This window comes from Terribacillus aidingensis (genome assembly GCF_900215625.1).
Taxonomy (GTDB): domain Bacteria; phylum Bacillota; class Bacilli; order Bacillales; family Amphibacillaceae; genus Terribacillus; species Terribacillus aidingensis.
The window spans coordinates 241,971-263,463 of the sequence record NZ_OBEK01000003.1 but is presented as its reverse complement, the minus strand read 5'-3'; the positions used below and the strand labels follow the sequence as shown (position 1 = coordinate 263,463).

The window sequence follows — 21,493 nt, the reverse complement described above, 5'->3', positions numbered from 1 at the left end:
CCCGCGGTGCCAGGAAACATTGGAGGAGAATTATGAGCGACGTCGGCTCTGTACTCAAAAAAGAAAGAGAATCCAAAAAGTTATCACTTAGAGAGTTAGCTAGAAGATCAGGGGTTTCTCACCCTTACATTTCTCAGCTTGAGAACGGTAGGACTGGTGTTCCCACTTATTCCACTGTCAGAGCACTGGCGAAGGGTTTAAGTGTTGGATATCTAGACTTGTTAATCGCAATAGGGTTTGTAACTGACGACGATATTGAATTGTATAACAAGCAATTTAGCGAGGAGCTTGTTTAATGAAAGTAGACATCCTAGCATCCGGATCTTCCGGCAACTGCATAGCACTTACAGCTGGTAACTCTACCATTCTAGTAGATTGCGGTATTGCCAAAACAAAGATAGAGAAGCGCCTGATGGAATGTGGCATCGAACCAGGCAACATTTTGGCTATATTTGTCACTCACGCCCATAACGATCACATCAAAGGGCTGCCGATTGCGGAGAAGTATCATATTCCCGTATATGCCGGTGAAGAGGAATGGAAATCGATTAAGAATGTACCGGAGGAGCTGCAGCATCCTGTCTACTCAGAAAGCATCCTGTTTGACCAAGAAGGCTACGGCGATTGGTTTGAGATAGAGCCATTCAAAACGCACCACGATGCATACGACCCGAGAGGATATGCAGTTTGTACGGAAAATCATAAGGTTTCAATCTGCCTAGACACTGGCCATGTAGATGCCGACATGCTCGAAGCAATGAAAAACAGCCAAGTGTACATCATCGAAAGCAATCACGATCCAGTCATGGTCGAGCATTCCGACTACCCGAATTCAGTCAAAGCACGTATTGTCTCGCAGGTCGGTCACTTGAGCAATATGCAAACCGCAGAAGCACTGGCACAGTTGGTGCAGGGCGAGGGAGAAAAGATTTATCTTACTCACTTGAGCAGCAACAACAATATGCCTTCACTGGCTTTAATGACAACAGTGCGGCAGCTGATGAAGAAGGGTTTCAAGCAAGACAAACATTATGAGATTGAGGTGTTCTAAATGGAAAAAGCAATCGTACCGAAGCAAGTATCCCAGGCGTTGGACTTACACAAGTTAGTTTGGGATAAGGCTTCATCTAAAACGCAGGCGCTCCAGTTTATGGCTTTGCCCTTCTCTGAAGTAAAAGGAACGGCAGCCGAAACGCTAAGGAAATATGCAATTAAAGAGCCTGAAAAATACATGCAAGCAGTTCTGTACGGTTACGAGCCACGTATTGAAGATAAAAAAGATTTGGCTAATGTTATTGAAATATGGGTGGCCAAGCCATACGTGGATGATGAGCGCAAGGATATTGAGCAGTTTGCCGGAGTGATCACCAAACACTTTCAACAACAATGAACGGATGATATGGCATGGCAAAACCACAAAGAGAAAATGGCTATACCGGTATTGCCAACGAAATCATGCAAGAGATTGCCAAAGTAAATTTGAACGGTACTCAATTCCGTTTGGTAATCGTGATTTGGCGATACACCTACGGTTTCCAAAGGAAGATGTATCCCATGTCAGTGAGGTTTTTAGCCGAACATACCGATGCTGGCAGAACGCAGGTTAGCAGAGAATTAGATGTACTGATTGCTAGAAACATAGTAATCACCGGTGAAGCCAACAGCAAAGGTAGACACATTGGATTTAACAAGGATTACACATCATGGCTGGACAGAGAGCCAAGTAAGGGGGAAGTAAAGGTGGCACCTAATAAAGACAAGGCAGCTGCAGATAAGAGGCACCCTGCTAAAAAGCAGAAATACAGCGAAGATAATCAGTATTACAAAATGGCCATATATTTCTTCAAACGAGTTGAGAAGGTCGTAGAAGAAGCTGGCATTGCTCACCTGCTGCGGAAATCGAACATGCAGACTTGGGCAGATGATATGCGAAAGCTGGTGGAATTAAAAGGCGTTGATAAGCGCAAGGTCTTAGAAGTGATGAATTGGGTTACAGAAGATTCTTTCTGGCAGACAAATATTCTTTCAGCTAGAAAACTCAAAGATAAGTTTCCGGAGTTGGCGATTAAGATGAATGCTGACCAGAAGAAGTCGCAGCCTGCAGCTAGAAAAGCTGATCCGCGTGATCCAGAAATCGCGCTTCAAAAATGGATAAACGAAGGGAATGACCCGAATGACTTCAAATGGAATTGATGTAGAACTATCAGCAGAGCAATCTGTCCTGGGAGCTGTATTCCTTGATGCTGAGGTCTTGGATGATATCAGTTTCCTTGAGGCAAGAGACTTTAAAAACCCGGTACATGCGGACATCTATAAAGCGATGCGTTATTTGGAAGACAAGCAGCAACCAATCGATTTTGTAAGTGTGATGAAGGTTTACGTGAGAGCTAAAAAAGATCATGAGATTACCTCAACCTACTTGCTCAAATTATCTGATTCATGCCCGACAACAGCCAATGTAGTTTATCACGCTAATATCATCCGTTCTCATGCTTTGCGCCGAAGGGGCTCGGATATAGGAAAGCAGATTCAGCAACTGGCTCGCGAGGATTTTGAAACTGACGAAGAATACTTTGCAGCAGTTGAAGCGAAGGTGACGGAAATTCGTCCTAGTGATTCAGGGAAAATGAAGAGCTTTGCTGATAACAGACAGAAATATTTTGCTCACATCATTTCCAAAAACGTGGAGTACATCGAGACAGGTTTTCCACAATTTGACGACTGGGCGCACGGAGTTTGGCGGGGATGGCTTTTCATATCAGCCGGAAGACCATCAGTAGGTAAAACAGCATTAGCCTTACAGCGTATCCATGGCGTAGCACAGACCGCTCCAGTCCTTGTATTCTCGCAAGAGATGGACGACACACAGCTGACAGATCGTCTTATTTCTAATATGAGTGGCATACCTTACAATCGAATTAAGAACAAAGACCTTACACCTGAGCAGTACGGCATCGTTGAAGAAGAGTATAAGAAACTTGAGAAACTACCAATCTTCATACAGGATAGCGCGGGCATCACCATTGAGGAAGTAAGGGCAACCGCACGTCGTTACAAACGAAAATATGGAGACTTGGGAATGGTTGTAGTGGATTATCTGCAGATTATGAAAATACCTCAACATGGTAACGAAAACCGTGCAACTGCCATAGGTAATGTAACAACAACAGCAAAGTCAATCGCCAGAGAATTGAAATGCTGCTTCATGATGTTGTCTCAGATGAACAGGGAAAGCGATAAGTTTGCACGAAAGCCGACATTGGCCGACCTGAAAGAATCATCTTCAATCGAGCAAGACGCCGATGTGGTGGAGTTCCTTTGGCACGATCCAGAAGACAGAGTCCAGGAAGGCAAGGTCATCCAGCAACTTTTTGCCAAAGGTCGCGATACCGGCATAAATGAGTTTCGGTTACTCTTCCGAGGTTGGAAGCAGCAGTTTGCAGAGCTGGATAAGAGACGATAGGAGGAGCTTGTAAAATGAAAAATACACTTGGCGACTTGAACAATCATTTATTTGCTCAATTAGAGCGTTTAAGTGATGAGGATTTAATAGGAGAGAAACTGTCAGAAGAAATTAACAGAGCTCGCTCTATAAACGATGTTGCAGCAAGAATTATTTCAAATGGATCGTTGGTGCTAGAAGCGCAGAAGTTAGCCGATGACCGCATGAATGCAGATGTAACAGTCCCCAAGATGCTAGAAGGAAAGTAATATGAGGCTATTTACTAAAGAGCAGCATGAATTCCTTGTTGAACACGTTGAAGGAAGAACAACGAAAGAGCTGGCAGAAATAATGAATAACAAATTCAATTTATCTGTGAGCAAACAGCAAATTCACTACTACAAAAAGAATCATCGGTTAGTCAGCAATATATCAACTGCATTTAACAAGGGGCATATCCCGAAAAATAAAGGGACTAAGGGCTTATATAATTCGGGAGGAAATAAAACTTCTTTCAAAAAAGGCCAGAAGGCGCACAATTACAAACCTGTAGGCTATGAGCGTACTGATTGTTATGGTTACGTCCTTGTAAAAGTAAATGATGAAGGTCCGTGGCACAAGCGGTGGAGACATAAGCACAAAATAGTATGGGAAGAAGCCAACGGCCCTATACCGCCGAACCACGTTATACTTTTTGCAGATCAGAACAAGGAAAATATCGTGGCTGAAAATTTACTTCTTGTATCAAGAAAACAATTGGCTACATTGAATAAACAGGATTTGCTCTCCAACAATGCAGAGCTTACAAAGACAGGCATAATAATGGCGGATTTGTACCAAAAGATATCAGAAAGGACGAAATAACAATGGGAGAAGCAGCTGAATTAATTATTGAAGGCGTTCTGTGTGAAGCGTGTGGCGGTGTAATAGACGGCGAAGAAAGTGGCTATCCAAGATGCTGTGAGGATTGCGAATGAAATCACTAATTATTATTGCCGCAGCCGCAGCTACTGCATATGTGTACGTAATTAAAAAAGAAAACCAGATACGCAAGTACGAGCAGCTGGATCATGGGGAGGAAACAAGATGTATGTAATTCAAGTCAATAAGAAACCGACAGCCAAAACTCTGTCTGATGCTATTTCGAATGGTTTTAAGCCCGATCAATGGGTGGTTTATACCAACCGAGATAGTGAAGTTAATGCAATAACTGCAGCAACTGAAATTATCAAACGTGGGGATTATCCAGCAAATAAGGTCAGGGTACTTAAAGTAGTGGCAACCTTTGAGTCTGATGTATCTGTTAAAGTGCCGGAGGAGGAATCGGAATGATAAACTTAGTAGAATTAGCGCCAAAGCAAGCGCAGCTGGACGCTCACATCATACAAAAGCGCGGACTGGAAGGACAAGACTTGTTGTTGAATACAATGTTCGCCCTGCAGGTGGAAGTTGCAGAGTTGGCTAATGAGGTTCGTTTCTTTAAACATTGGAGTACAGATCAATCTCCACGAATAAAGACACATAAGGATATGGGATTAGAATGGAAAGAATACAACCCTACTCTTGAAGAATACGTCGATTGCATCCACTTCCTTCTTTCCGTAGGGAATCAGCTCGGAGTTGACTGGAAATTGATTGAAGTGCCGAATACACCGATGTTGGAAATTCCCCGCGCTTTCGGACTCTTAATGTTAAACGTTTCGTCAATGTGGGGAGCCGCAGATGCTTATAGTCTATCTCGTTCAATCCGAATGAAAATTAAAGCGATTGAATACCTGGAGAAAGCGGCTGATCTACTAACTGAAATTGGACTGTTACTCGGTTTTACTGAAGAGGACATTACTGCAGCATACAACGCCAAGCATAAAGTCAATTACGAACGTCAAGCGAACGGTTATTAATAAAACGGCTTAAGCTCAAATTCAATATTCTTGTCTATCCAGTATAAGCGACATGCTTTCTCGGTAAGTCGATACAACTGCTGGCTAGTTAAACGAACAGTACCGCTGTCATAACGGGTACGCCATTGGTAATCGCGAGAATTATCTGTAGTATGTATGACTTTGACGTGAAGGCGGTTTGTACGGCGAAGCTGCTCCTGATGTTGCTTGATTGTTTCAATTACAGATTCAGCTTTGGCTATGTAGATACGCTTTCCATGAAGTTCAGACTTCTCATATAGCTTTATGTCATTCTCAAAGTTCTTACATGCAAGGGACAAGCCGATGTACTCAAGAACGAGCTTCACTTGATTATCCATTGTTATCACTCCTTTTTAGGAGATTATAACACGAACGAGTGTTCTTTATTCATAGAATTTAGGAGGGGAAACGGAGTGAATAGATTAGATCGCATCGCACAGTTGGAAAGTACTCAGTATACAAAGTCAGATTTAGCAGAAATGGTTGTAAAGTTAGAAGAAGCAACTAAACATAAACCTGCAGCAGAATCAGAAATTGCTGAGAAGTATGAAGGTGTTATCTTGATTAACGGCTTAGTTCCTGGTCGGTCCCGTCTCTTCTTTGAAGGAAAAGAAATTAAAGACTATGAAACTATTCGGCTCTTTGTAGATTCAGAGAGAAATTCCACAACACTTAGCATGCAACATCCGGACAAAGTGGTAAGTTTTTTGAAAGGTCAGCCTTCTAGGTTCAATAGTAAAATTCATTACAACAGACTGGCTGCCATGCCTGTAGAGGAAAGAGAAAAGAAACTTGATCTAATGACAAATAAGTCTTTGCGATACTTGGTTAATCAGATGTTGGCCGTTATCTTCGATTTGAAGGCGACAGTTAAGAAAAAAACGCACCAATTAGCCGAATATCACAACCAAGAGAAGGTGAAACAATGAGATATGTTGGAATTGATCCAGCATCAAAAACAGGATTTGTCGCACTCGGTCCGGACGGTATGCCGCTAAAGTCGAAAGAGATTACAGGTATTTCAGATAAGGACCCGAAGCGGATGGCTACATTAGTCGACAATATCATCTATCAAGTGGAAAAGGATGATATCATCTGCATTGAGGATATCCCGTATAACACCCAACGCGCTGTATTCGCTGGTGCATTGCATTATGGTATAAGATGCGAATTGTGGAGACGTGGAATTAGATATTATGAAGTGAATCCAGCACACGTTAAAAAGTTTGTTGACGTTACTGGTTGGGTAGGAGAACCGGGAAACAAGCGTCGGCTTGGAAAAGATGAAAAGAAAAAAGTAGTTATGGATGCAGTAAGAAAGCATTATGGCTTTGTCCATTCAAGCGATAACGTTGTAGATGCATATATACTTGCTCAAATAGCCAGATCAATGCACACAAAGAAAGTGGCATATGAACACCAACTATCAGTAGTTGAAAATTTAAAACTAGCATAGCCTGTCAGAAGCACACAGAGCCAATCTAAGAAGCGTTTAGCGTTTCCGGGGTATTGGTATTATTTTAACCCTTGGTGTTGCGTGGTCGCTACACTTTGAGGACACAGGAGGAATATAAAATGTCTAAAGTTGAATTGAATGTTTTGTTTAAGAAAATCCAGAAGGACGATAAGAAAGAGGTTGTTGAATTTCATGTGTTAGGTGATGAGTTGCCAAGTTTTCAAGAACTCTTTCAGTTGGTAGGATCAGTCGTTGTGATTGAGGTTGAAGGAAATGAAGCCGGAGGTATTAACGCTGAATTTAAATCTCTGCAAGTGGACGCTAAAAAAACACCTTTAAAATTTAATGTTTCTGGAGGAAACGAAGACAAGCTAAACAAGCTTTATTCCTTAGCCGGTCGTAATGTAAATATTCTTATTGAACCTTCACAAATGAGTATCGATGAATTCCTAGATGCTGCTGAAGAACACGAGGGTGTTGAATATACAGTTGAAAACGATGGATCGGTTGCTGTACCGGATAACCAGCTATCCTTTGAGGATATCCCAACTGGTGAAGATGGCGACACCGCTCATGATGACGACGCATTGAATTAAATAGGCCAGGCTCCAGCAATGGGGCCTCCTCTTAAGGGGGTAGAACAGTGGAATTTGAATTACCGGAATTAGATAGAAAAGCAACGCAGAGAGAAGTAGAAGCAGCGCTTGAACGATACAGAATTTATAACTATCTGACTTACGAAGAAAAAGAAGCAACCACGACAGCATCATACGATGACGTTGGTGGGGGAAGAGCAAACACAATAAGCGACCAAACAGGAAATATCGCAACGCAGAATGTAGATGAGGTGGCCAAGCGTAAAAAATATTGCGAGAGAGTAATTCGATCTGTGAACAAGATGCCGAAAATGGAGCGCTTCTTGATTGAAAAAAGGTACCTGAGCAGAGAAGCCGACTATATTACGGACGCAAAAGTGTATAGCTTCGAGTTTCAGCCGCCAATCTCCCATGTTACATACGGGAAATTAAGGTGGAAGGCATTTTACAAGTTAGCACTAGATTTGAATATAGCAGTAACAAAATCGAATGAAACAAGCTGATTTGAATATAAATCTAAAAAGGGGGATGGCATTGGAATACCGAGAGATTGAATTTCAAGGCAAACATGGTGTCATAGTCCTGAAGGTTCCCATTAAGGAGGACACACAAGAAGAGATTGATGAATTGCACAGAGTGTTTGCAGAAGTAACTTTAAACAACTTAAAAAGACAAAAGGCGAATGAAAAGGTCAACCCGAATGTGGGTTGACCTTATTTTTTATACATAAGAATGCCATAAAACCAGGCTTTTCATTTTAGGTGTATGATAATACATCTTATGAGCTTATCGTAGCTCATACCAATGAATCGGAATATCGATCCTTTATTTCCAATAAAAAGAACGAAGCTTTACATTCCCGAATGATCGTTATGCCTGTTCCATATAACTTGAAAGTAGATGAGGAAGAGAAGATTTATCAGAAGATGATCTCCGAAAGTGATATTAAGGACGTTCATATTGCGCCTCATACACTGAAGGTTGCTGCCATGTTTACCATTTTGACTAGATTAAAAGAATCGAATCAAGGCGGCACCAGCTTGTTGAAAAAAATGCATCTGTATAATGGCAAGCTGCTGGAAGGTTTCAGTGAAGCAGATATTCAAGAATTGAAAAAGGAACATAGCGATGAAGGGATGAGCGGTATAGATCCGCGGTATGTGATTAACCGTATCTCCAGCACGATCATTAAAAAAGAAATGCGTTCCATTAATGCGCTTGATGTGCTTCGTTCCTTAAAAGACGGCCTTAGCAGCCATGCGTCCATTTCGAAAGAAGACCGGGAGCGGTACTTGAATTTCATCGCTGTTGCACGTAAAGAGTATGATGAAATTGCCAAGAAGGAAGTACAAAAGGCTTTCGTTTATTCTTATGAAGAATCAGCGAAAACACTAATGGATAATTATTTGGATAATGTGGAGGCTTACTGCAATAAAACAAAGCTGCAAGATCCGTTAACCGGCGATGAAATGCCATCTGATGAAAAACTTATGCGTTCTATAGAAGAACAAATCGGAATCTCTGAAAATGCCAAAAAAGCATTCCGAGAAGAGATTCTAATCCGTATTTCGGCATATGCCCGAAAAGGAAAGAAATTTGATTATCAATCGCACGAACGGCTGCGGGAGGCCATTCAGAAGAAGTTATTCGCTGACCTAAAAGATGTGGTGAAAATTACGACATCCACTAAAACACCAGATGAGCGACAGTTGAAGAAAATGAATGACGTTGTCGCCACGTTGATCGATGAGTATGGCTATAATTCTACTTCAGCAAACGACCTGCTTCGTTATGTAGGAAGCTTGCTGAATAGATAAATAGAAGCCGCCAGGTATCCTGGCGGCTCTTTTTGCTGTTATGCGGATAAAAGCAGAAAACCTGCAAAAATCGGCAGTAGTACCATCGCCGTTTTTAAATAGACGGGCCGGACTCGTTTCGTGAATTTAGCTCCGATATAAGAACCGATCATTGTTCCGGCAACTACTTCTACTAATAATCTTAAATCGAGAAAACCGAGCTGTGCATAACCTATTCCGCCAGCGAGTGCTATTGGAATGATAATCATCATCGTTGTACCAGCAGATTGCTGTGCAGACAGGCCGAGCAGCATAAGCAAACCGATTTGGATAAAAGGAGCGGAACCGATTCCGAATAAGCCGGATAAGGCGCCAGTGACGAGGCCGAGCAAAGCGGCTGAAATAAAATAAATGATTTTATTTGAATAGATAAAACTGCTGACGGTATTTCCTTTGTCGGTTGGTTTGCCTACCAATAGCAGACGAATACATAGAATAACTCCTGATAATACAAGCATACCTGCTGTAAGGTAGTTCAAAATTTCCTCCGGGATAATTCCGGAAAAGTGAGAACTGACAAAGGCCCCAACTGCGCCAAAGATTCCGATAACAATACCAGCACGCAAGGTTACATTTCCTTCGCGGTAATGACTGAGCGCCCCCGAAAAAGAGGAAAACAGCATAGAGGTGAGCGCTGTTCCAAGCGCTACATGAATTGGAAATCCAAACAGCACAGTGAGAATACTGATAATGAAGCCAGAGCCTCCTGCACCGACAAAACCGACGATAAGTCCGGCAGCAATCATAATAAGAATAATTTCAATAGCCATATACGACCCTCATTTCTTGTTGTATGTTAAGTTAACCATAAACAAATGCTAGTGTATAATGCATAAATAACATAAAAATTATGCAGAAAAGGTATAGGTGGAGAAATGGAATGGCAGCAGCTTATTTATTTCAAAGAAGTAGCAGAACGAGAGCATTATTTACATGCAGCAAAGGCTTTATCGATTTCACAGCCGGCCCTTAGCCGGTCGATTGGGAAACTGGAGGACCAGCTAGGTGTGCCCTTATTTGAAAAAAGAGGACGGGGCATTGTTCGAAGTGTATATGGAGATGCTTTTTATGTACATGCCGTTAAAATCCTGGGAGAGATGGAACAAGCAGAAAAGCAAATCCAAAAAATGAAAGATCCGCATTACGGTGAAATAACACTGGGGTTTATGAGGTCTCAAGGACTGCAGCATATTCCGCATGTAATGAAAAATTTCAAAGAGAGTTATCCATCTGTACAGTTTTCGCTAAATCAAGGATCAACCGAGGAATTGATCAATCAGCTGAAAGAGGGGAAATTAGATTTATGTATTTGTAACATGGATCAAGGAGAAGAAGGTCTGGCATGGCAGCAGTTATGGTCCGACCAGCTGTACGTTTACGTGACGGACGCACATCCGCTTGCTTTGAAGCAGCAGCTGACATTAGAAGAGATAGAGAAAGAACCCTTCCTGCTTATCAGTCCTGGATTCAGTGCGCGTGTGATGTTTGAACAAATTGTCGAGAAGTATGGTTTGAAGCCTAAAGTAGCTTTTGAAAGTGAAGATATTATGACCATACTTGGTTTTGTTGCTGCCGGACAGGGCGTGGCACTGCTTCCGGCATTTGAAAATCTTCAAGTTCAGCATGTACGCAGTATTCCTCTGCGCGAGCCTACACAGAGAAAAATCGGCATCGCGGTAAGAGAAGGAAGTGTACGTTCTTCTGCTTGTGATCAATTCATTAACCATCTCTTATCTTATTCAAAGAGTTTACAGGAATGAAGCTGCAATTCTCGTCATTTTATTTAGTTTCTATGAAGCATTCCGATTATTTTGTCGAAGTCTTCTAAAGACAATTTACATTTCATTCACTTAACCTTCATATATAGACATTAGAATGAACGAAGGGAGACAATTCCCGACAATTGAGAGGGGGAGCTTTATGAAGCGTTTTTATCGAGCAGCAGCAGGTCTTAGCGCAAGCTTGCTGCTAATGCAAGCAGTAGTCCCAGCATCCATGCCAGTAGCAAAAGCAGAGGAAGTGCTCCGCGAAAACAAAATTTCCATCACGGAAGTTTATGGGAGCCAAAAGCAAGATGCAAAAGAATTAGCCTTCATTGAAGTGCATAATGGCACAGATGAAGCAAAGGCGTGGAAAGACTTAAACGTTACATACAAGAACGGCCAAGAAAAGCAGCTTTTCAGCCAAGAAGCAGAAGAAGAGATTCCAGCAGGCGGTTATGCCGTGCTTGCTTTGAATCCAGATGCCACAGCTGCAGATTTTAATGCACAATTTGGAAATAACATAGCGGATACAGCCTTTACCAATGCAACGGAACCCTACATATTTTCAGATGAAGAACAACAGCTTTCTATTACAGATACAGCTACCGAACAGACCTCCGTCTCTGTATTTCATTTTCAAGATGTGACACAGACAGACAGCATCCACTTCCAAGATAATCAAAAAACACCTGCTATTCTCGCAGCACCTTCACCTGGCTCTGCTGAGATCGTACAAGCTCCAGAAGACAAGGAAGCAGACACATCTGATCAGAAGCAAGATGACGAAGAAACCTCTGCTGAAACGAAAGAAGAATCCGACTTGGTAACAAAGGAAGAGGTACAAGAAAAGCAGCAGGAAGAGCCGAAAGACGAACAACCTGTTAGCGATGACCAGGAACAGAAAGCTCCTGATGAAACAGAACCAGTTGCAGAAAAGGCAGAACAGCCCGCGAATGAAGAACAGGAACAAGCCGATATGAGTGAAAAGGCTGTGCAGGCAACACTCGTTCATGATCCGATCACGGCAGCTAAAGACGGCGAGGATCTTATCATTCGGGCAGCTGTTGAGAATAGCAGCGCTGCGTCAGTCATCCTCACATATATATCCGCACCAGGCATGAGCGAACAAACAGTGAATATGACAAATAAAGGGGATGGAAATTGGGAAGCGGTTGTTCCGAAACACGCGCTTTGGAGTCCAAGTTTTCAGTACAGCATGGAGGTGCAGGGAACAGAGTCTGCACTGCGCTACCCGGAAGAAGGCTATCAGAAAACGGAAATTGAGCAAACAGAAGCTGATTCGCAAGAACAGCCGCCAGTTCTTATTACCGAGATTACACCGGATAGTGATAATGTTGGTGGATCTGATGCATATGAGTTTATCGAAGTGTACAACAACTCTGATCAAACGCTGAATTTGCAAGATTATAAACTTGCTTATCAATATCCGGATGGTTCGTCTGCGGATTGGGATATTGATCGTGCAGTACAGCTGGAGTCAAAAGGAAAAGCTGTTTTTTGGATTAAGAATGATGCAAACCAGTCATTAAGCCTTGCTGATTTTAACAATCATTATCAAACCAGCTTGAGTGAGGATCAAGTTATTGAGCTTGCTAATAGCGGGATGGCCAACGGATCGAAACGAACAATTGCTTTTCAATCCGACAGCGGGGCCCAGCTTGTCTCGGCTAGCTACAATGATGCAGAAGGAATCGATGATACAAAGGTGAATCAAGGTATCACATATAAAGCCTCCGGGACAGCAGAGATGACGAAGGTTGGTTTGCAGACCTTTGCTTCTCCAGGCGAACTGATTGACGGTCAAGTCCCTGCGGAAACTGTTAAAGTGGAAAAAGATGAGACTGCTCCTGTAATCTCACATGAACCGGTAAAAGAAGTTGCTGTTCCTAATCCTTTATCTATTAAAGCGAAGGTAACAGAGGAAAACTTTATTCAGCATGTCACGCTTTTCCTTAAAAAACAGAATGACACAGAATACCAGCAGGTTAACATGCTGCAAGCCGGGGAGTTTTACGAAGCGGAAATTCCTACTGTTGGCTTAGAGGCAGGCACACTGGAGTATTACATGGAAACGTCTGATGGTTTCAATAGCAGCAAAACAGACACGTATAAAGTGAATATAAAAGAGGCAGATACGGACTTCTCTTCTTTGCCTGGACTCTTGGTTACAGAAGTCACACCAGATTCAACTAATGTCAACGGTGCAGATGGTTACGAGTTTATCGAAGTATACAATAATACAACTGCTCCTATTGATATGCAGAACTATAACTTGACTTACATGTATCCAGATACAAGAGTGACTACATGGGTTCCGGATGAATCCCCAGTGATTCAGCCGGGAGAAACAGTCGTTTTCTGGGTTGACAATGGCGCAAATAGCGATTTAACAGCAGAGGATTTTAATGCCAACTACCACACGTCACTTACATTGGGTAAGAATTTATTCAAGGTCCAGACCGGCGGAATGGCGAATGGAAGCCAGCGCAGTATTGGTGTGGCTACCAAAGCAGGCAGTCAGATTGTAAATGCCACCTATAATGACGTTGATGGTACGGATGATACAGCTGCTAATATGGGAATCAACTATAGGTACCCAATGGATGCCTCTACAAATATGCTGAAGTTAAATGCTGGCACAAAGATTGGTACTCCTGGAACCGTTACAGCTGATCAAGTTCCTGGAAGTCCAGTTCAAATCGACGAAGACAAGAAAGCGCCAAAAGTGACAGATTTGACAGATAAAGAGACGGTTAAGCAAACGGAAAACTTAGAAATTGCAGTAGAAGCTACTGACGATAAAACAGTTAAGCGTGTAACAGTTTACTATCGTACGGACAATCAGACAGATTTCAAACGAACTGATTTAGCCTTTAATGAGCAGTCAGGCTACTATCATCACACAGTTTACACACCTGAATTGATTGGGAAAGATTATGTAGAATATTATGTAGCGGCGACAGATGGATTTAATGAAACAAAAACGGAAACAAAACGTGTGGCCATTGAAAGGGAACAGAAAGAAACCAGTCCGCGTCTGAATGTAGAGGAAGGGCAGCTTCTGTCTGGAACTTACAAACTGAAAGCAACATCCGACAAAGCGAAGCAGGACGATATTTCTTTGCTGATTGACGGGAAAGAAGTGCCGCAAACCGACAAAGCGCTAGAAACACAAGCATACTTTGCCTTTGATGTGAATGGTATCAATACGTATTTCCAAAATGCAGTTGTTCAGGATGGACAAGTCTTGCATGTATTTGATGACTGGATTGATACGTATACAACGATTACAGTACCAATTGATCCAAATACATTGGAGCCTGGTAAAAATACAATTAGTATCCACGCTGGGAACAAGGCATCTCCATTCCAGCTTGAATCTCCAGAGAACAGAGATGACTTTGATGCAAAAAATGTGCGACTTGTATTAGGTGATGGAACTGTGCTCTATGACCCGGCATTTGCAGACCCAGCTCAAGTAATTGATGTCGGGGATAACGGCAATTATCGCCCGGTACAGGATTTTACTTTTACCATCTCTGAGGAGAAATTCCAATCTAATGCTTATGAGTGGGATACTACAGCAGCTGAAGATGGCGTGCATACAATTGAAGCAAATGATGGACAAGATACCGACAAAGTGTCTGTAACAGTAGACAATACGGCGCCGGTTATAAAGACAGCTATAGAAGATGGAAAGTCATATAAAGGCGCATTTACAATCGATGGCAGTGCTGAAGATACTGGAAGCGGTCTGAGCAGTTTGTCAGCTGAATTGGACGGAGAAAAAATTGAGCTTCCATATGAAACTTCATCGGCCGCATTAACTGCCGGAGACCATGAGCTTGTACTGCGTGCAGTGGATAAAGCTGGGAACGAAGAAGTGCGTACAATCAAATTCGCTACACCAGCAGAACACCCTATCGCGCCGGAATTAATCAAGCCAGAGGATGAAGCGGGAGATGTTGACAGAAATCCAGAGCTGGAAGTGAAAGTAACGGATCCTACCGATGATGAAATGGATGTTACCTTTTATCAAGGACATAAGTACAAAGTTAGTAAGGATAGTGACATAAAAGCATATAAAAATGCTGCAGATTATGAACCGCCATCTGATTACGCACCGGAAGGAGAACAAGCTTTCTCTGATACGGATATCGAAAAAGTTGCGAATGTGGATGACAAGTATTTGATCAATGATAGTACAGAACAATTCCCTTATCATCGTTTCGAGGTACCCGTTTCCAAGGACGTAGACAATAAAAACGTTGTGGAAGTGAATTGGAGCGGTAACTCGCTGCCAGGGCGGAAAGTTTCCATGTACGCATGGAACCATCAGGAAGAAGATTGGCAGCTTGTCGATTATAAAGTGGCCGGGGATGAAGACTTTGATTTGCAAGGCACAGTTAATGTGGATACATTCGTGAAAGACTACAAAATCAATGTCTTAATTCAGGATGAAATAGCCATAGAGGATGAAAATTATGATTATTCATTCGTATGGATGTCAGATACTCAATATTACTCAGAGAGTTACCCGCATATTTATAACGAACAAGTGAACTGGATTGCGGAAAACAAAGACAAGTATAATATTGATTATGTTCTTCATACTGGTGACTTAGTCAATTTCTCCAATCAGGAATATCAATGGGAAGTTGCAGATAAAGCGATGCAAGTGCTTGACGATGCAGGCATTCCTTACGGTGTATTAGCCGGAAACCATGATGTAGAACAAAAGAGCAACGATTACACAGATTATTACCGTTATTTCGGAGCAGACCGCTTTGAGGACAAGCCTTGGTACGGAGGTTCCTATAAGAATAACCGAGGACATTATGACTTGATCTCCTCTAACGGCAATGACTATATCATGGTCTATCTCGGCTGGGGTATAGATGAAGAAGGTATTGCCTGGGCAGATGCTGTGCTGAAGGCGCATCCAGACCGAAAAGCGATTTTGAATTTCCACGAGTATTTATTATCTTCCGGAAATCGTCATCCTATCGGTGAGCAGCTGTATCAGGAGCTTGTGCTTGATAATGAGAATGTCTTTGCTGTTCTTTGCGGTCATTACCATGCGGCGGATATGCTAGTTGATGAAATTGACGATAATGGCGATGGCGTAACCGATCGGAAAGTATACCAGATGCTGGCTGATTATCAGGCAGGACCTGAAGGCGGGCAAGGTTATATGCGCATGCTGCTCTTTGATGCGGAGACAGACCAAATCAAAGTAAAGACATACTCACCTTATATGGACGATTACAACTATTACGATGAAGAGGAGTTCCCGGGCACTGATGAATTTACAATAGGGCTGGAACTGGATGCGCAGAAGAAACGCGTAGCTACTAACTATGTGGAAGTGAATGTATTTGGAACGAAGGAAATTGGTACTGCTGAAAATGTCAAGAGCGGTGAAACAGCTTCTGTGACATGGGAAGGTTTAACGGACGACCATGCGTACGCTTGGTACGCTGTTGCCGAAGATGCACATGGCGGAAAGACCAAATCGGATCTTTGGACATTTACAACAACTGGTGGTGCACCTGCTCCTGGCGATAATGGGAATGAACCGCCAGCAGATGACACGAATGGAAATAATGAAAAGCCAGATTCCGATCCAATAAGCGGCGGAGAAAATCCGCCAGCAGACGATGATAACACAAAAGATGGAGACACGAATACAGCCGATGATAACGAGAAACCGGCAGGTCAACAGAATGATGGAGAAAAGCCTGCTAACACAGTGCCGCATACATCTTCAGGAAGTGATGATGCAGCGATAATAAAGCCTGTTTCAAGTGATGGCGGTAAAACGACAACATTCGGCAGTATTCTGCCGCAAACAGCAAGTCAGCTGTTTAATTATCTCTTGGCCGGAGCTGGACTTTTAGTTCTCGGTGCTGCACTATTCTGGATAAATAAACGGAAGGCGGCAAGCAAATAAATAGTTTGCGGATAACTGGAAAAATCCCTTCCGGTTATCCGTTTTTTTAATTAAAAAAAGCAATGTTTTTTTCTTATAAAAAGAAAAATGTAAAAACGCTTTCAAAATGGTGTTATTTATGTAATGGGATTGTATAAATCCCTATATATCAAGGAAGAAAGCGTTTCAAAATTTTTCTCGTTTTAGTTGTAAGTTTTGTTTTATTGCGGTATATTGAGAGTGTTAATTCATAACAAGTCACTTAAAATAATTTCCAATTCAAAAGCCTTTTCGATTTTTAAAAAAGTTACTTCTATTGGGGGGAACAGTCGTGGGACAAAAGGAATCTAGTGAAAGATTCTGGGAAAGCTTCCATGGTCCAAACATGGGTTATGTGGAAGAGCAATACGACAAATACAGGCAAAATCCGGAATCGGTGGAAGCATCATTGAAGGAACTGTTTGATACGCATGGAGAACCGCGCTTGATGCAGCGTCAAGGGGAAGACGCTCCATCTGCACAGTCGGCGCACGCTCCGATTAAGAAAATCACAGCAGCTATTCAGCTTGTAGAAGCAATCCGCCGCTATGGTCATCTCGAAGCAGATATTTATCCTGTTGGCGGAGATAATGGAGAAACATCTGTACTTACGAAAATGGAAGACTTCGACTTGACTGAGAGTGACTTACGAGATATACCAGCTAACTTCGTCTGGGAAGAAGCGCCGGGCAATGTACATACGGCACTGGATGCCGTACAGCTATTGAAGGAAAGGTATGCCGGAACAACTTCCTTCGAATACGACCATGTCGGCAATCATGATGAGCGCAAATGGCTGCAGAAGCAAATAGAGACTGCTTCCTATGTGCCCAATTGGAGCGACGAGGATAAAAAAGCAATTCTAAAACGGCTTACAGATGTTGAGGGGTTTGAATCATTCTTGTCCCGTACTTTTGTCGGCCAAAAGCGTTTCTCCATTGAAGGTGTGGAATCAATGGTGCCAATGCTTGATGAAATTATTAAAGAAGCATGCCTTGCAGATACAGATAATGTGATGCTTGGTATGGCGCATAGAGGAAGATTGTCCGTTCTGGCGCATGTTTTAGGGAAGCCTTTTGACCTTATCTTCTCTGAGTTTAATCATACGGGAGAGAAAGCGCTTCTTCCATCTGAAGGCTCAAAAGGATTGCATGGCGGCTGGACTGGCGATGTGAAATATCATTTTGGTGCGGTAACAGAGCATCACGAGGGACAAGAGAAGCATACAACCGTCACGCTGGCGAATAACCCTTCTCATCTGGAATTTGTTAACCCGGTCGTAGAAGGCTTTACAAGAGCAGCTCAAGATGATACATCCAAGCCAGGCTATCCGGATCAAGATCCATCCAAGGCGCTGAGCATACTCATCCACGGGGATGCGGCTTTTATCGGAGAAGGAATTGTAGCAGAAACGTTGAATTTAGGTGATTTACCAGGATACAGCACTGCCGGAACTGTGCACATAATTGCGAATAACCAAGTCGGTTTTACAACGAATCGCCGCGATGGGCGTTCTACTCGGTATGCAAGTGATTTGGCAAAAGGCTTCGAAATTCCGATAGTGCATGTAAATGCTGATGATCCATTGGCCTGTGCAGCAGCAGCGCTGCTAGCGTTCCAATACCGTCAGCGTTTCCATAAGGACTTTCTTATAGATCTTGTCGGATACCGCCGTTATGGACATAACGAAATGGATGAACCGCGTTCTACGCAGCCAATTCTTTATCAGGATATTGACGCACACGATACAGTAGCGAAAATCTTCTCTGCTAACTTGGAAAAAGAGAAAGTCATCTCTGACCAGGAAGGCTATGATACGCTTAGCGCTCAAGTAGGTGACCATCTTAAAGAGATCTTCCAGAACATGAAAGAGGAAGAGATGAAAGAGAAAATGCCAAAGGATGAGCCGGAAGCATTGCGCTGTGACTTGCCGCAGATACAGACTTCTGTGCCAGCGGATACACTGTTTTCGCTTAACAGACAGCTGCAAAAACGGCCGGAAGGATTCCAGGTGTTTAAAAAACTGACAAAGATAATTTCTAAGCGCCATCAGGCATTTGAGGAAGAAGGTAAAGCTGACTGGGCTGTCGGCGAAATTTTAGCGTATGCCAGCATCCTGCAAGAAGGTACGCCAATTAGATTGACAGGTCAGGATTCGGAGCGAGGTACGTTTGCTCACCGCCATATGGTACTGCATGATGTGGAAACGGATGCCACTTATTCACCGCTGCATGGACTGGAGGATGCAAAATCATTTGCGTTACACAATAGTCCATTATCAGAAGCGGGAGTAATAGGCTTTGAATATGGCTACAGTGTCCAAAACCCGGATGCTTTCGTGCTTTGGGAAGCACAATTTGGTGACTTTGCTAATACGGGACAGGTTCTGTTTGACCAGTTTATTGCTGCAGGCCGTGCTAAATGGGGAGAAGCATCTAATATGGCGATGCTGCTGCCGCACGGGTATGAAGGGCAAGGTCCGGAGCATTCAAGCGGCCGGATAGAGAGATTCCTGCAGCTTGCAGCAGAGAATAACTTAATCATCGCGAATGTAACAAGCTCTTCTCAGCTGTTCCATCTGCTGCGCAGGCAGGCAAAACTTGGCGGAAGAGAAGAAGCAAGACCGCTTGTTCTAATGACACCGAAAAGCTTAATGCGTAGTGCACGCTTAGCTAGCAAACTAGAAGAATTTACAGAAGGAAGTTTTGCTTCTGTCCGTGTACAGCCGAATAACGAGGCAACACCAGAAACAGCAAAAACACTCGTATTAGGCAGCGGTAAAGTGATGGTGGATATCGAAGAAGCGATGGAAAAAGAAGCTGGTGCTTTTGAAGCACTTCATATCGCTCGTGTTGAACAGCTTTATCCATTCCCAGCTCAAAGAATCAAACAAATCCTAGCAGATTACCCTTCTATTCGTGAAGTGAAATGGGTACAGGAAGAACCGCGTAATATGGGTGCGTGGACATTTGTTCGCGACAGAATTGAAGCAATCCTGACAGAAGATCAAACTTTAGAATATATTGGGCGTCCAGATCGTGCATCACCTGCAGTAGGTAAGCCTGACATCCATAAGACAGAGCAAAAACAGATTATCAATCAAGCCTTAAAGTTGTCCAAGGGAGGAGTTAGCGTATGAAGGAACTAAAGGTACCAGAGCTGGCAGAATCAATTACAGAGGGAACAATCTCCGAATGGTTAGTCAATCCGGGAGAACGTGTGGAAAAAGGGGATCCTGTTCTGGAATTGGAAACAGATAAGGTAAATGTCGAAGTGAATGCAGAATACAGCGGGGTGCTCAAAGAAATTTTGAAGGATGCTGGTGACGACGTGGAAGTAGGCGATATTATCGCTACTGTTGATGAAAATGGGGAAGTTGGCGAAGAGTCAGACGATTCAGCTGCTGCAGAAGATACAAAAGCAGAAGCTGCCGCTGTAGCAGAAGCGGAAGCTCCAGCTGAAGAGAAGAAAGCAGAAGCCGCTGAACCGGCAGCTTCTAACAAGAACACATTAGCTTCACCGGCAGCGCGCAAACGTGCGCGTGAGCTTGGCATCAGTCTGGATGACATTACGGCACGTGATCCATTTGGCCGTATTCGTCCGGAAGATGTTGAGGAAGCGTCCAAGCCAAAAGAAAAATCTGCTAAGCAGGCAAAAGCCGATAAACCGAAGCAGTCGGAGAAGACAGAATTTGTGAAGCCTGTCGAGCGTGTGAAAATGACGCGCCGCCGTCAAACGATTGCGAAGAGGTTGGTAGAAGCGCAGCAAACTTCTGCGATGCTGACTACATTCAATGAAGTCGACATGACAGCAGTTATGAAGCTTCGCAGTGAACGAAAAGATAAATTCCTAGAGAAGCATGATGTGAAGCTTGGATTTATGTCCTTCTTTACGAAAGCAGTTGTTGGCGCGCTGAAGGAATTCCCTTACATCAATGCCGAAATTCAGGATAACGAGATTGTTTTGAAGAAATTCTATGATGTCGGTATTGCGGTATCTACGGATGATGGACTTGTAGTTCCGGTTGTCCGGGATGCGGACCGCCTTGACTTTGCTGGTATTGAAAGCGAAATCTCCCGCTTAGGTAAGAAAGCTCGTGATAAGGACTTGAGCTTGGATGAGTTGAATGGTGGTTCCTTCACTATCACAAATGGCGGTATTTTTGGTTCACTCGTATCCACACCAATCTTGAATACGCCGCAAGTCGGTATTTTGGGAATGCATACAATCCAGAAGCGACCAATCGCCATGCCGGATGATACTATCCAGATTCGGCCAATGATGTATCTGGCCTTGTCATACGATCATCGAATCGTTGATGGAAAAGATGCGGTGCAGTTCCTTGTACGGATCAAGCAGTTGCTTGAAGATCCATATGATTTGCTCTTGGAAGGCTGATTCTTATATATAAACGTCCTCATTTGTGAGGGCGTTTTTTTGTGTCTGATTTGCTACATATATTTCCA

At 43.0% G+C, this 21,493-nt stretch carries 21 protein-coding genes and 1 pseudogene; 20 read left to right on the top strand and 2 right to left on the bottom strand.

Translation table 11 applies throughout. The annotated features are described in order from the left end of the window. Positions 1-32: 32 nt before the first annotated feature. The 10 genes from CRO17_RS11870 to CRO17_RS11830 all read left to right on the top strand — a co-directional run bounded on the left by CRO17_RS11870 (position 33) and on the right by CRO17_RS11830 (position 5,343). Entirely contained in the window at positions 33-296 is a 264-nt protein-coding gene (locus CRO17_RS11870; RefSeq protein WP_179637010.1) for a helix-turn-helix domain-containing protein, read from the top strand. After that, the gene (locus CRO17_RS11865; protein WP_097042499.1) at positions 296-1,051 is read left to right on the top strand and encodes an MBL fold metallo-hydrolase; all 756 of its coding nucleotides are present in this window, start codon (positions 296-298) and stop codon (positions 1,049-1,051) included. The genes CRO17_RS11870 and CRO17_RS11865 overlap by 1 nt, the downstream gene beginning before the upstream one ends. Further along, positions 1,052-1,390: a hypothetical protein gene (locus tag CRO17_RS11860; protein WP_097042498.1), complete on the top strand. Its 339-nt coding sequence runs from the start codon at positions 1,052-1,054 to the stop codon at positions 1,388-1,390. A 14-nt stretch (positions 1,391-1,404) separates the two neighbouring features. Next, complete coding sequence (locus tag CRO17_RS11855; RefSeq protein WP_097042496.1) at positions 1,405-2,193, top strand: replication protein; 789 nt, start codon at positions 1,405-1,407, stop codon at positions 2,191-2,193. Then, the gene (locus tag CRO17_RS11850; protein ID WP_097042495.1) at positions 2,174-3,463 is read left to right on the top strand and encodes a replicative DNA helicase; all 1,290 of its coding nucleotides are present in this window, start codon (positions 2,174-2,176) and stop codon (positions 3,461-3,463) included. Before CRO17_RS11855 ends, CRO17_RS11850 begins: the two co-directional genes overlap by 20 nt. Before the next feature lie 14 nt (positions 3,464-3,477). Continuing rightward, positions 3,478-3,711, top strand: coding sequence for a hypothetical protein (locus CRO17_RS11845; RefSeq protein ID WP_097042493.1), 234 nt, complete (start codon positions 3,478-3,480; stop codon positions 3,709-3,711). Positions 3,712-3,793: 82 nt separating this feature from the next. Continuing rightward, complete coding sequence (locus CRO17_RS11840; RefSeq protein ID WP_245864780.1) at positions 3,794-4,306, top strand: HNH endonuclease signature motif containing protein; 513 nt, start codon at positions 3,794-3,796, stop codon at positions 4,304-4,306. A 109-nt stretch (positions 4,307-4,415) separates the two neighbouring features. After that, positions 4,416-4,538, top strand: coding sequence for a hypothetical protein (locus CRO17_RS17890; RefSeq protein WP_281253821.1), 123 nt, complete (start codon positions 4,416-4,418; stop codon positions 4,536-4,538). Then, on the top strand, positions 4,529-4,774 hold the full coding sequence (locus CRO17_RS11835) for a hypothetical protein (RefSeq protein WP_097042489.1): 246 nt from the start codon (positions 4,529-4,531) through the stop codon (positions 4,772-4,774). Before CRO17_RS17890 ends, CRO17_RS11835 begins: the two co-directional genes overlap by 10 nt. After that, positions 4,771-5,343, top strand: coding sequence for a dUTP diphosphatase (locus CRO17_RS11830; protein WP_097042488.1), 573 nt, complete (start codon positions 4,771-4,773; stop codon positions 5,341-5,343). Before CRO17_RS11835 ends, CRO17_RS11830 begins: the two co-directional genes overlap by 4 nt. Here CRO17_RS11830 and CRO17_RS11825 read toward each other — a convergent pair. Further along, positions 5,340-5,702, bottom strand: coding sequence for a YhjD family protein (locus CRO17_RS11825; RefSeq protein ID WP_097042486.1), 363 nt, complete (start codon positions 5,700-5,702; stop codon positions 5,340-5,342). The genes CRO17_RS11830 and CRO17_RS11825 overlap by 4 nt on opposite strands. Before the next feature lie 75 nt (positions 5,703-5,777). Between CRO17_RS11825 and CRO17_RS11820 the strand changes: the two genes are divergently transcribed. From CRO17_RS11820 to CRO17_RS11795, 6 genes and pseudogenes are all read left to right on the top strand, one after another. Beyond that, positions 5,778-6,293, top strand: coding sequence for a hypothetical protein (locus CRO17_RS11820; protein ID WP_097042484.1), 516 nt, complete (start codon positions 5,778-5,780; stop codon positions 6,291-6,293). Further along, a complete protein-coding gene (locus CRO17_RS11815) occupies positions 6,290-6,820 on the top strand; it encodes a hypothetical protein (protein ID WP_097042483.1) in 531 nt (176 codons plus the stop codon). The genes CRO17_RS11820 and CRO17_RS11815 overlap by 4 nt, the downstream gene beginning before the upstream one ends. 119 nt (positions 6,821-6,939) lie before the next feature. Beyond that, complete coding sequence (locus CRO17_RS11810) at positions 6,940-7,416, top strand: hypothetical protein (RefSeq protein WP_097042481.1); 477 nt, start codon at positions 6,940-6,942, stop codon at positions 7,414-7,416. Between the two features lie 47 nt (positions 7,417-7,463). Then, positions 7,464-7,919 (top strand): ArpU family phage packaging/lysis transcriptional regulator, encoded by a 456-nt coding sequence (locus CRO17_RS11805; RefSeq protein WP_097042479.1) that lies wholly within the window; start codon positions 7,464-7,466, stop codon positions 7,917-7,919. Next, positions 7,906-8,127: a hypothetical protein gene (locus CRO17_RS11800; protein ID WP_097042477.1), complete on the top strand. Its 222-nt coding sequence runs from the start codon at positions 7,906-7,908 to the stop codon at positions 8,125-8,127. Before CRO17_RS11805 ends, CRO17_RS11800 begins: the two co-directional genes overlap by 14 nt. 71 nt (positions 8,128-8,198) lie before the next feature. Then, a pseudogene (locus CRO17_RS11795) lies at positions 8,199-9,233 on the top strand (protein prkA); the annotation flags it as partial. A gap of 38 nt (positions 9,234-9,271) precedes the next feature. Here CRO17_RS11795 and CRO17_RS11790 read toward each other — a convergent pair. Beyond that, positions 9,272-10,042: a sulfite exporter TauE/SafE family protein gene (locus tag CRO17_RS11790; RefSeq protein ID WP_097042474.1), complete on the bottom strand. Its 771-nt coding sequence runs from the start codon at positions 10,040-10,042 to the stop codon at positions 9,272-9,274. A gap of 105 nt (positions 10,043-10,147) precedes the next feature. Between CRO17_RS11790 and CRO17_RS11785 the strand changes: the two genes are divergently transcribed. The 4 genes from CRO17_RS11785 to odhB all read left to right on the top strand — a co-directional run bounded on the left by CRO17_RS11785 (position 10,148) and on the right by odhB (position 21,425). Beyond that, complete coding sequence (locus CRO17_RS11785) at positions 10,148-11,032, top strand: LysR family transcriptional regulator (RefSeq protein WP_097042473.1); 885 nt, start codon at positions 10,148-10,150, stop codon at positions 11,030-11,032. A gap of 160 nt (positions 11,033-11,192) precedes the next feature. Then, positions 11,193-17,009 (top strand): lamin tail domain-containing protein, encoded by a 5,817-nt coding sequence (locus tag CRO17_RS11780; protein WP_179637008.1) that lies wholly within the window; start codon positions 11,193-11,195, stop codon positions 17,007-17,009. Between the two features lie 310 nt (positions 17,010-17,319). Further along, positions 17,320-20,166, top strand: coding sequence for a 2-oxoglutarate dehydrogenase E1 component (locus CRO17_RS11775; protein WP_097042469.1), 2,847 nt, complete (start codon positions 17,320-17,322; stop codon positions 20,164-20,166). Next, a complete protein-coding gene (gene odhB / locus CRO17_RS11770) occupies positions 20,163-21,425 on the top strand; it encodes a 2-oxoglutarate dehydrogenase complex dihydrolipoyllysine-residue succinyltransferase (protein WP_097042467.1) in 1,263 nt (420 codons plus the stop codon). Before CRO17_RS11775 ends, odhB begins: the two co-directional genes overlap by 4 nt. Positions 21,426-21,493: the final 68 nt, after the last annotated feature.

Coding starts and splice junctions, on each gene's coding strand:
- CRO17_RS11855 (WP_097042496.1), top strand. CDS start 1,405: ATGGCAAAACCACAAAGAGAAAATGGCTATACCGGTATTGCCAACGAA.
- CRO17_RS11785 (WP_097042473.1), top strand. CDS start 10,148: ATGGAATGGCAGCAGCTTATTTATTTCAAAGAAGTAGCAGAACGAGAG.
- CRO17_RS11870 (WP_179637010.1), top strand. CDS start 33: ATGAGCGACGTCGGCTCTGTACTCAAAAAAGAAAGAGAATCCAAAAAG.
- CRO17_RS11800 (WP_097042477.1), top strand. CDS start 7,906: ATGAAACAAGCTGATTTGAATATAAATCTAAAAAGGGGGATGGCATTG.
- CRO17_RS11865 (WP_097042499.1), top strand. CDS start 296: ATGAAAGTAGACATCCTAGCATCCGGATCTTCCGGCAACTGCATAGCA.
- CRO17_RS11780 (WP_179637008.1), top strand. CDS start 11,193: ATGAAGCGTTTTTATCGAGCAGCAGCAGGTCTTAGCGCAAGCTTGCTG.
- CRO17_RS11830 (WP_097042488.1), top strand. CDS start 4,771: ATGATAAACTTAGTAGAATTAGCGCCAAAGCAAGCGCAGCTGGACGCT.
- CRO17_RS11825 (WP_097042486.1), bottom strand. CDS start 5,702: ATGGATAATCAAGTGAAGCTCGTTCTTGAGTACATCGGCTTGTCCCTT.
- CRO17_RS11860 (WP_097042498.1), top strand. CDS start 1,052: ATGGAAAAAGCAATCGTACCGAAGCAAGTATCCCAGGCGTTGGACTTA.
- CRO17_RS11850 (WP_097042495.1), top strand. CDS start 2,174: ATGACTTCAAATGGAATTGATGTAGAACTATCAGCAGAGCAATCTGTC.
- CRO17_RS11790 (WP_097042474.1), bottom strand. CDS start 10,042: ATGGCTATTGAAATTATTCTTATTATGATTGCTGCCGGACTTATCGTC.
- CRO17_RS11840 (WP_245864780.1), top strand. CDS start 3,794: ATGAATAACAAATTCAATTTATCTGTGAGCAAACAGCAAATTCACTAC.
- odhB (WP_097042467.1), top strand. CDS start 20,163: ATGAAGGAACTAAAGGTACCAGAGCTGGCAGAATCAATTACAGAGGGA.
- CRO17_RS11835 (WP_097042489.1), top strand. CDS start 4,529: ATGTATGTAATTCAAGTCAATAAGAAACCGACAGCCAAAACTCTGTCT.
- CRO17_RS11845 (WP_097042493.1), top strand. CDS start 3,478: ATGAAAAATACACTTGGCGACTTGAACAATCATTTATTTGCTCAATTA.
- CRO17_RS11810 (WP_097042481.1), top strand. CDS start 6,940: ATGTCTAAAGTTGAATTGAATGTTTTGTTTAAGAAAATCCAGAAGGAC.
- CRO17_RS17890 (WP_281253821.1), top strand. CDS start 4,416: ATGAAATCACTAATTATTATTGCCGCAGCCGCAGCTACTGCATATGTG.
- CRO17_RS11815 (WP_097042483.1), top strand. CDS start 6,290: ATGAGATATGTTGGAATTGATCCAGCATCAAAAACAGGATTTGTCGCA.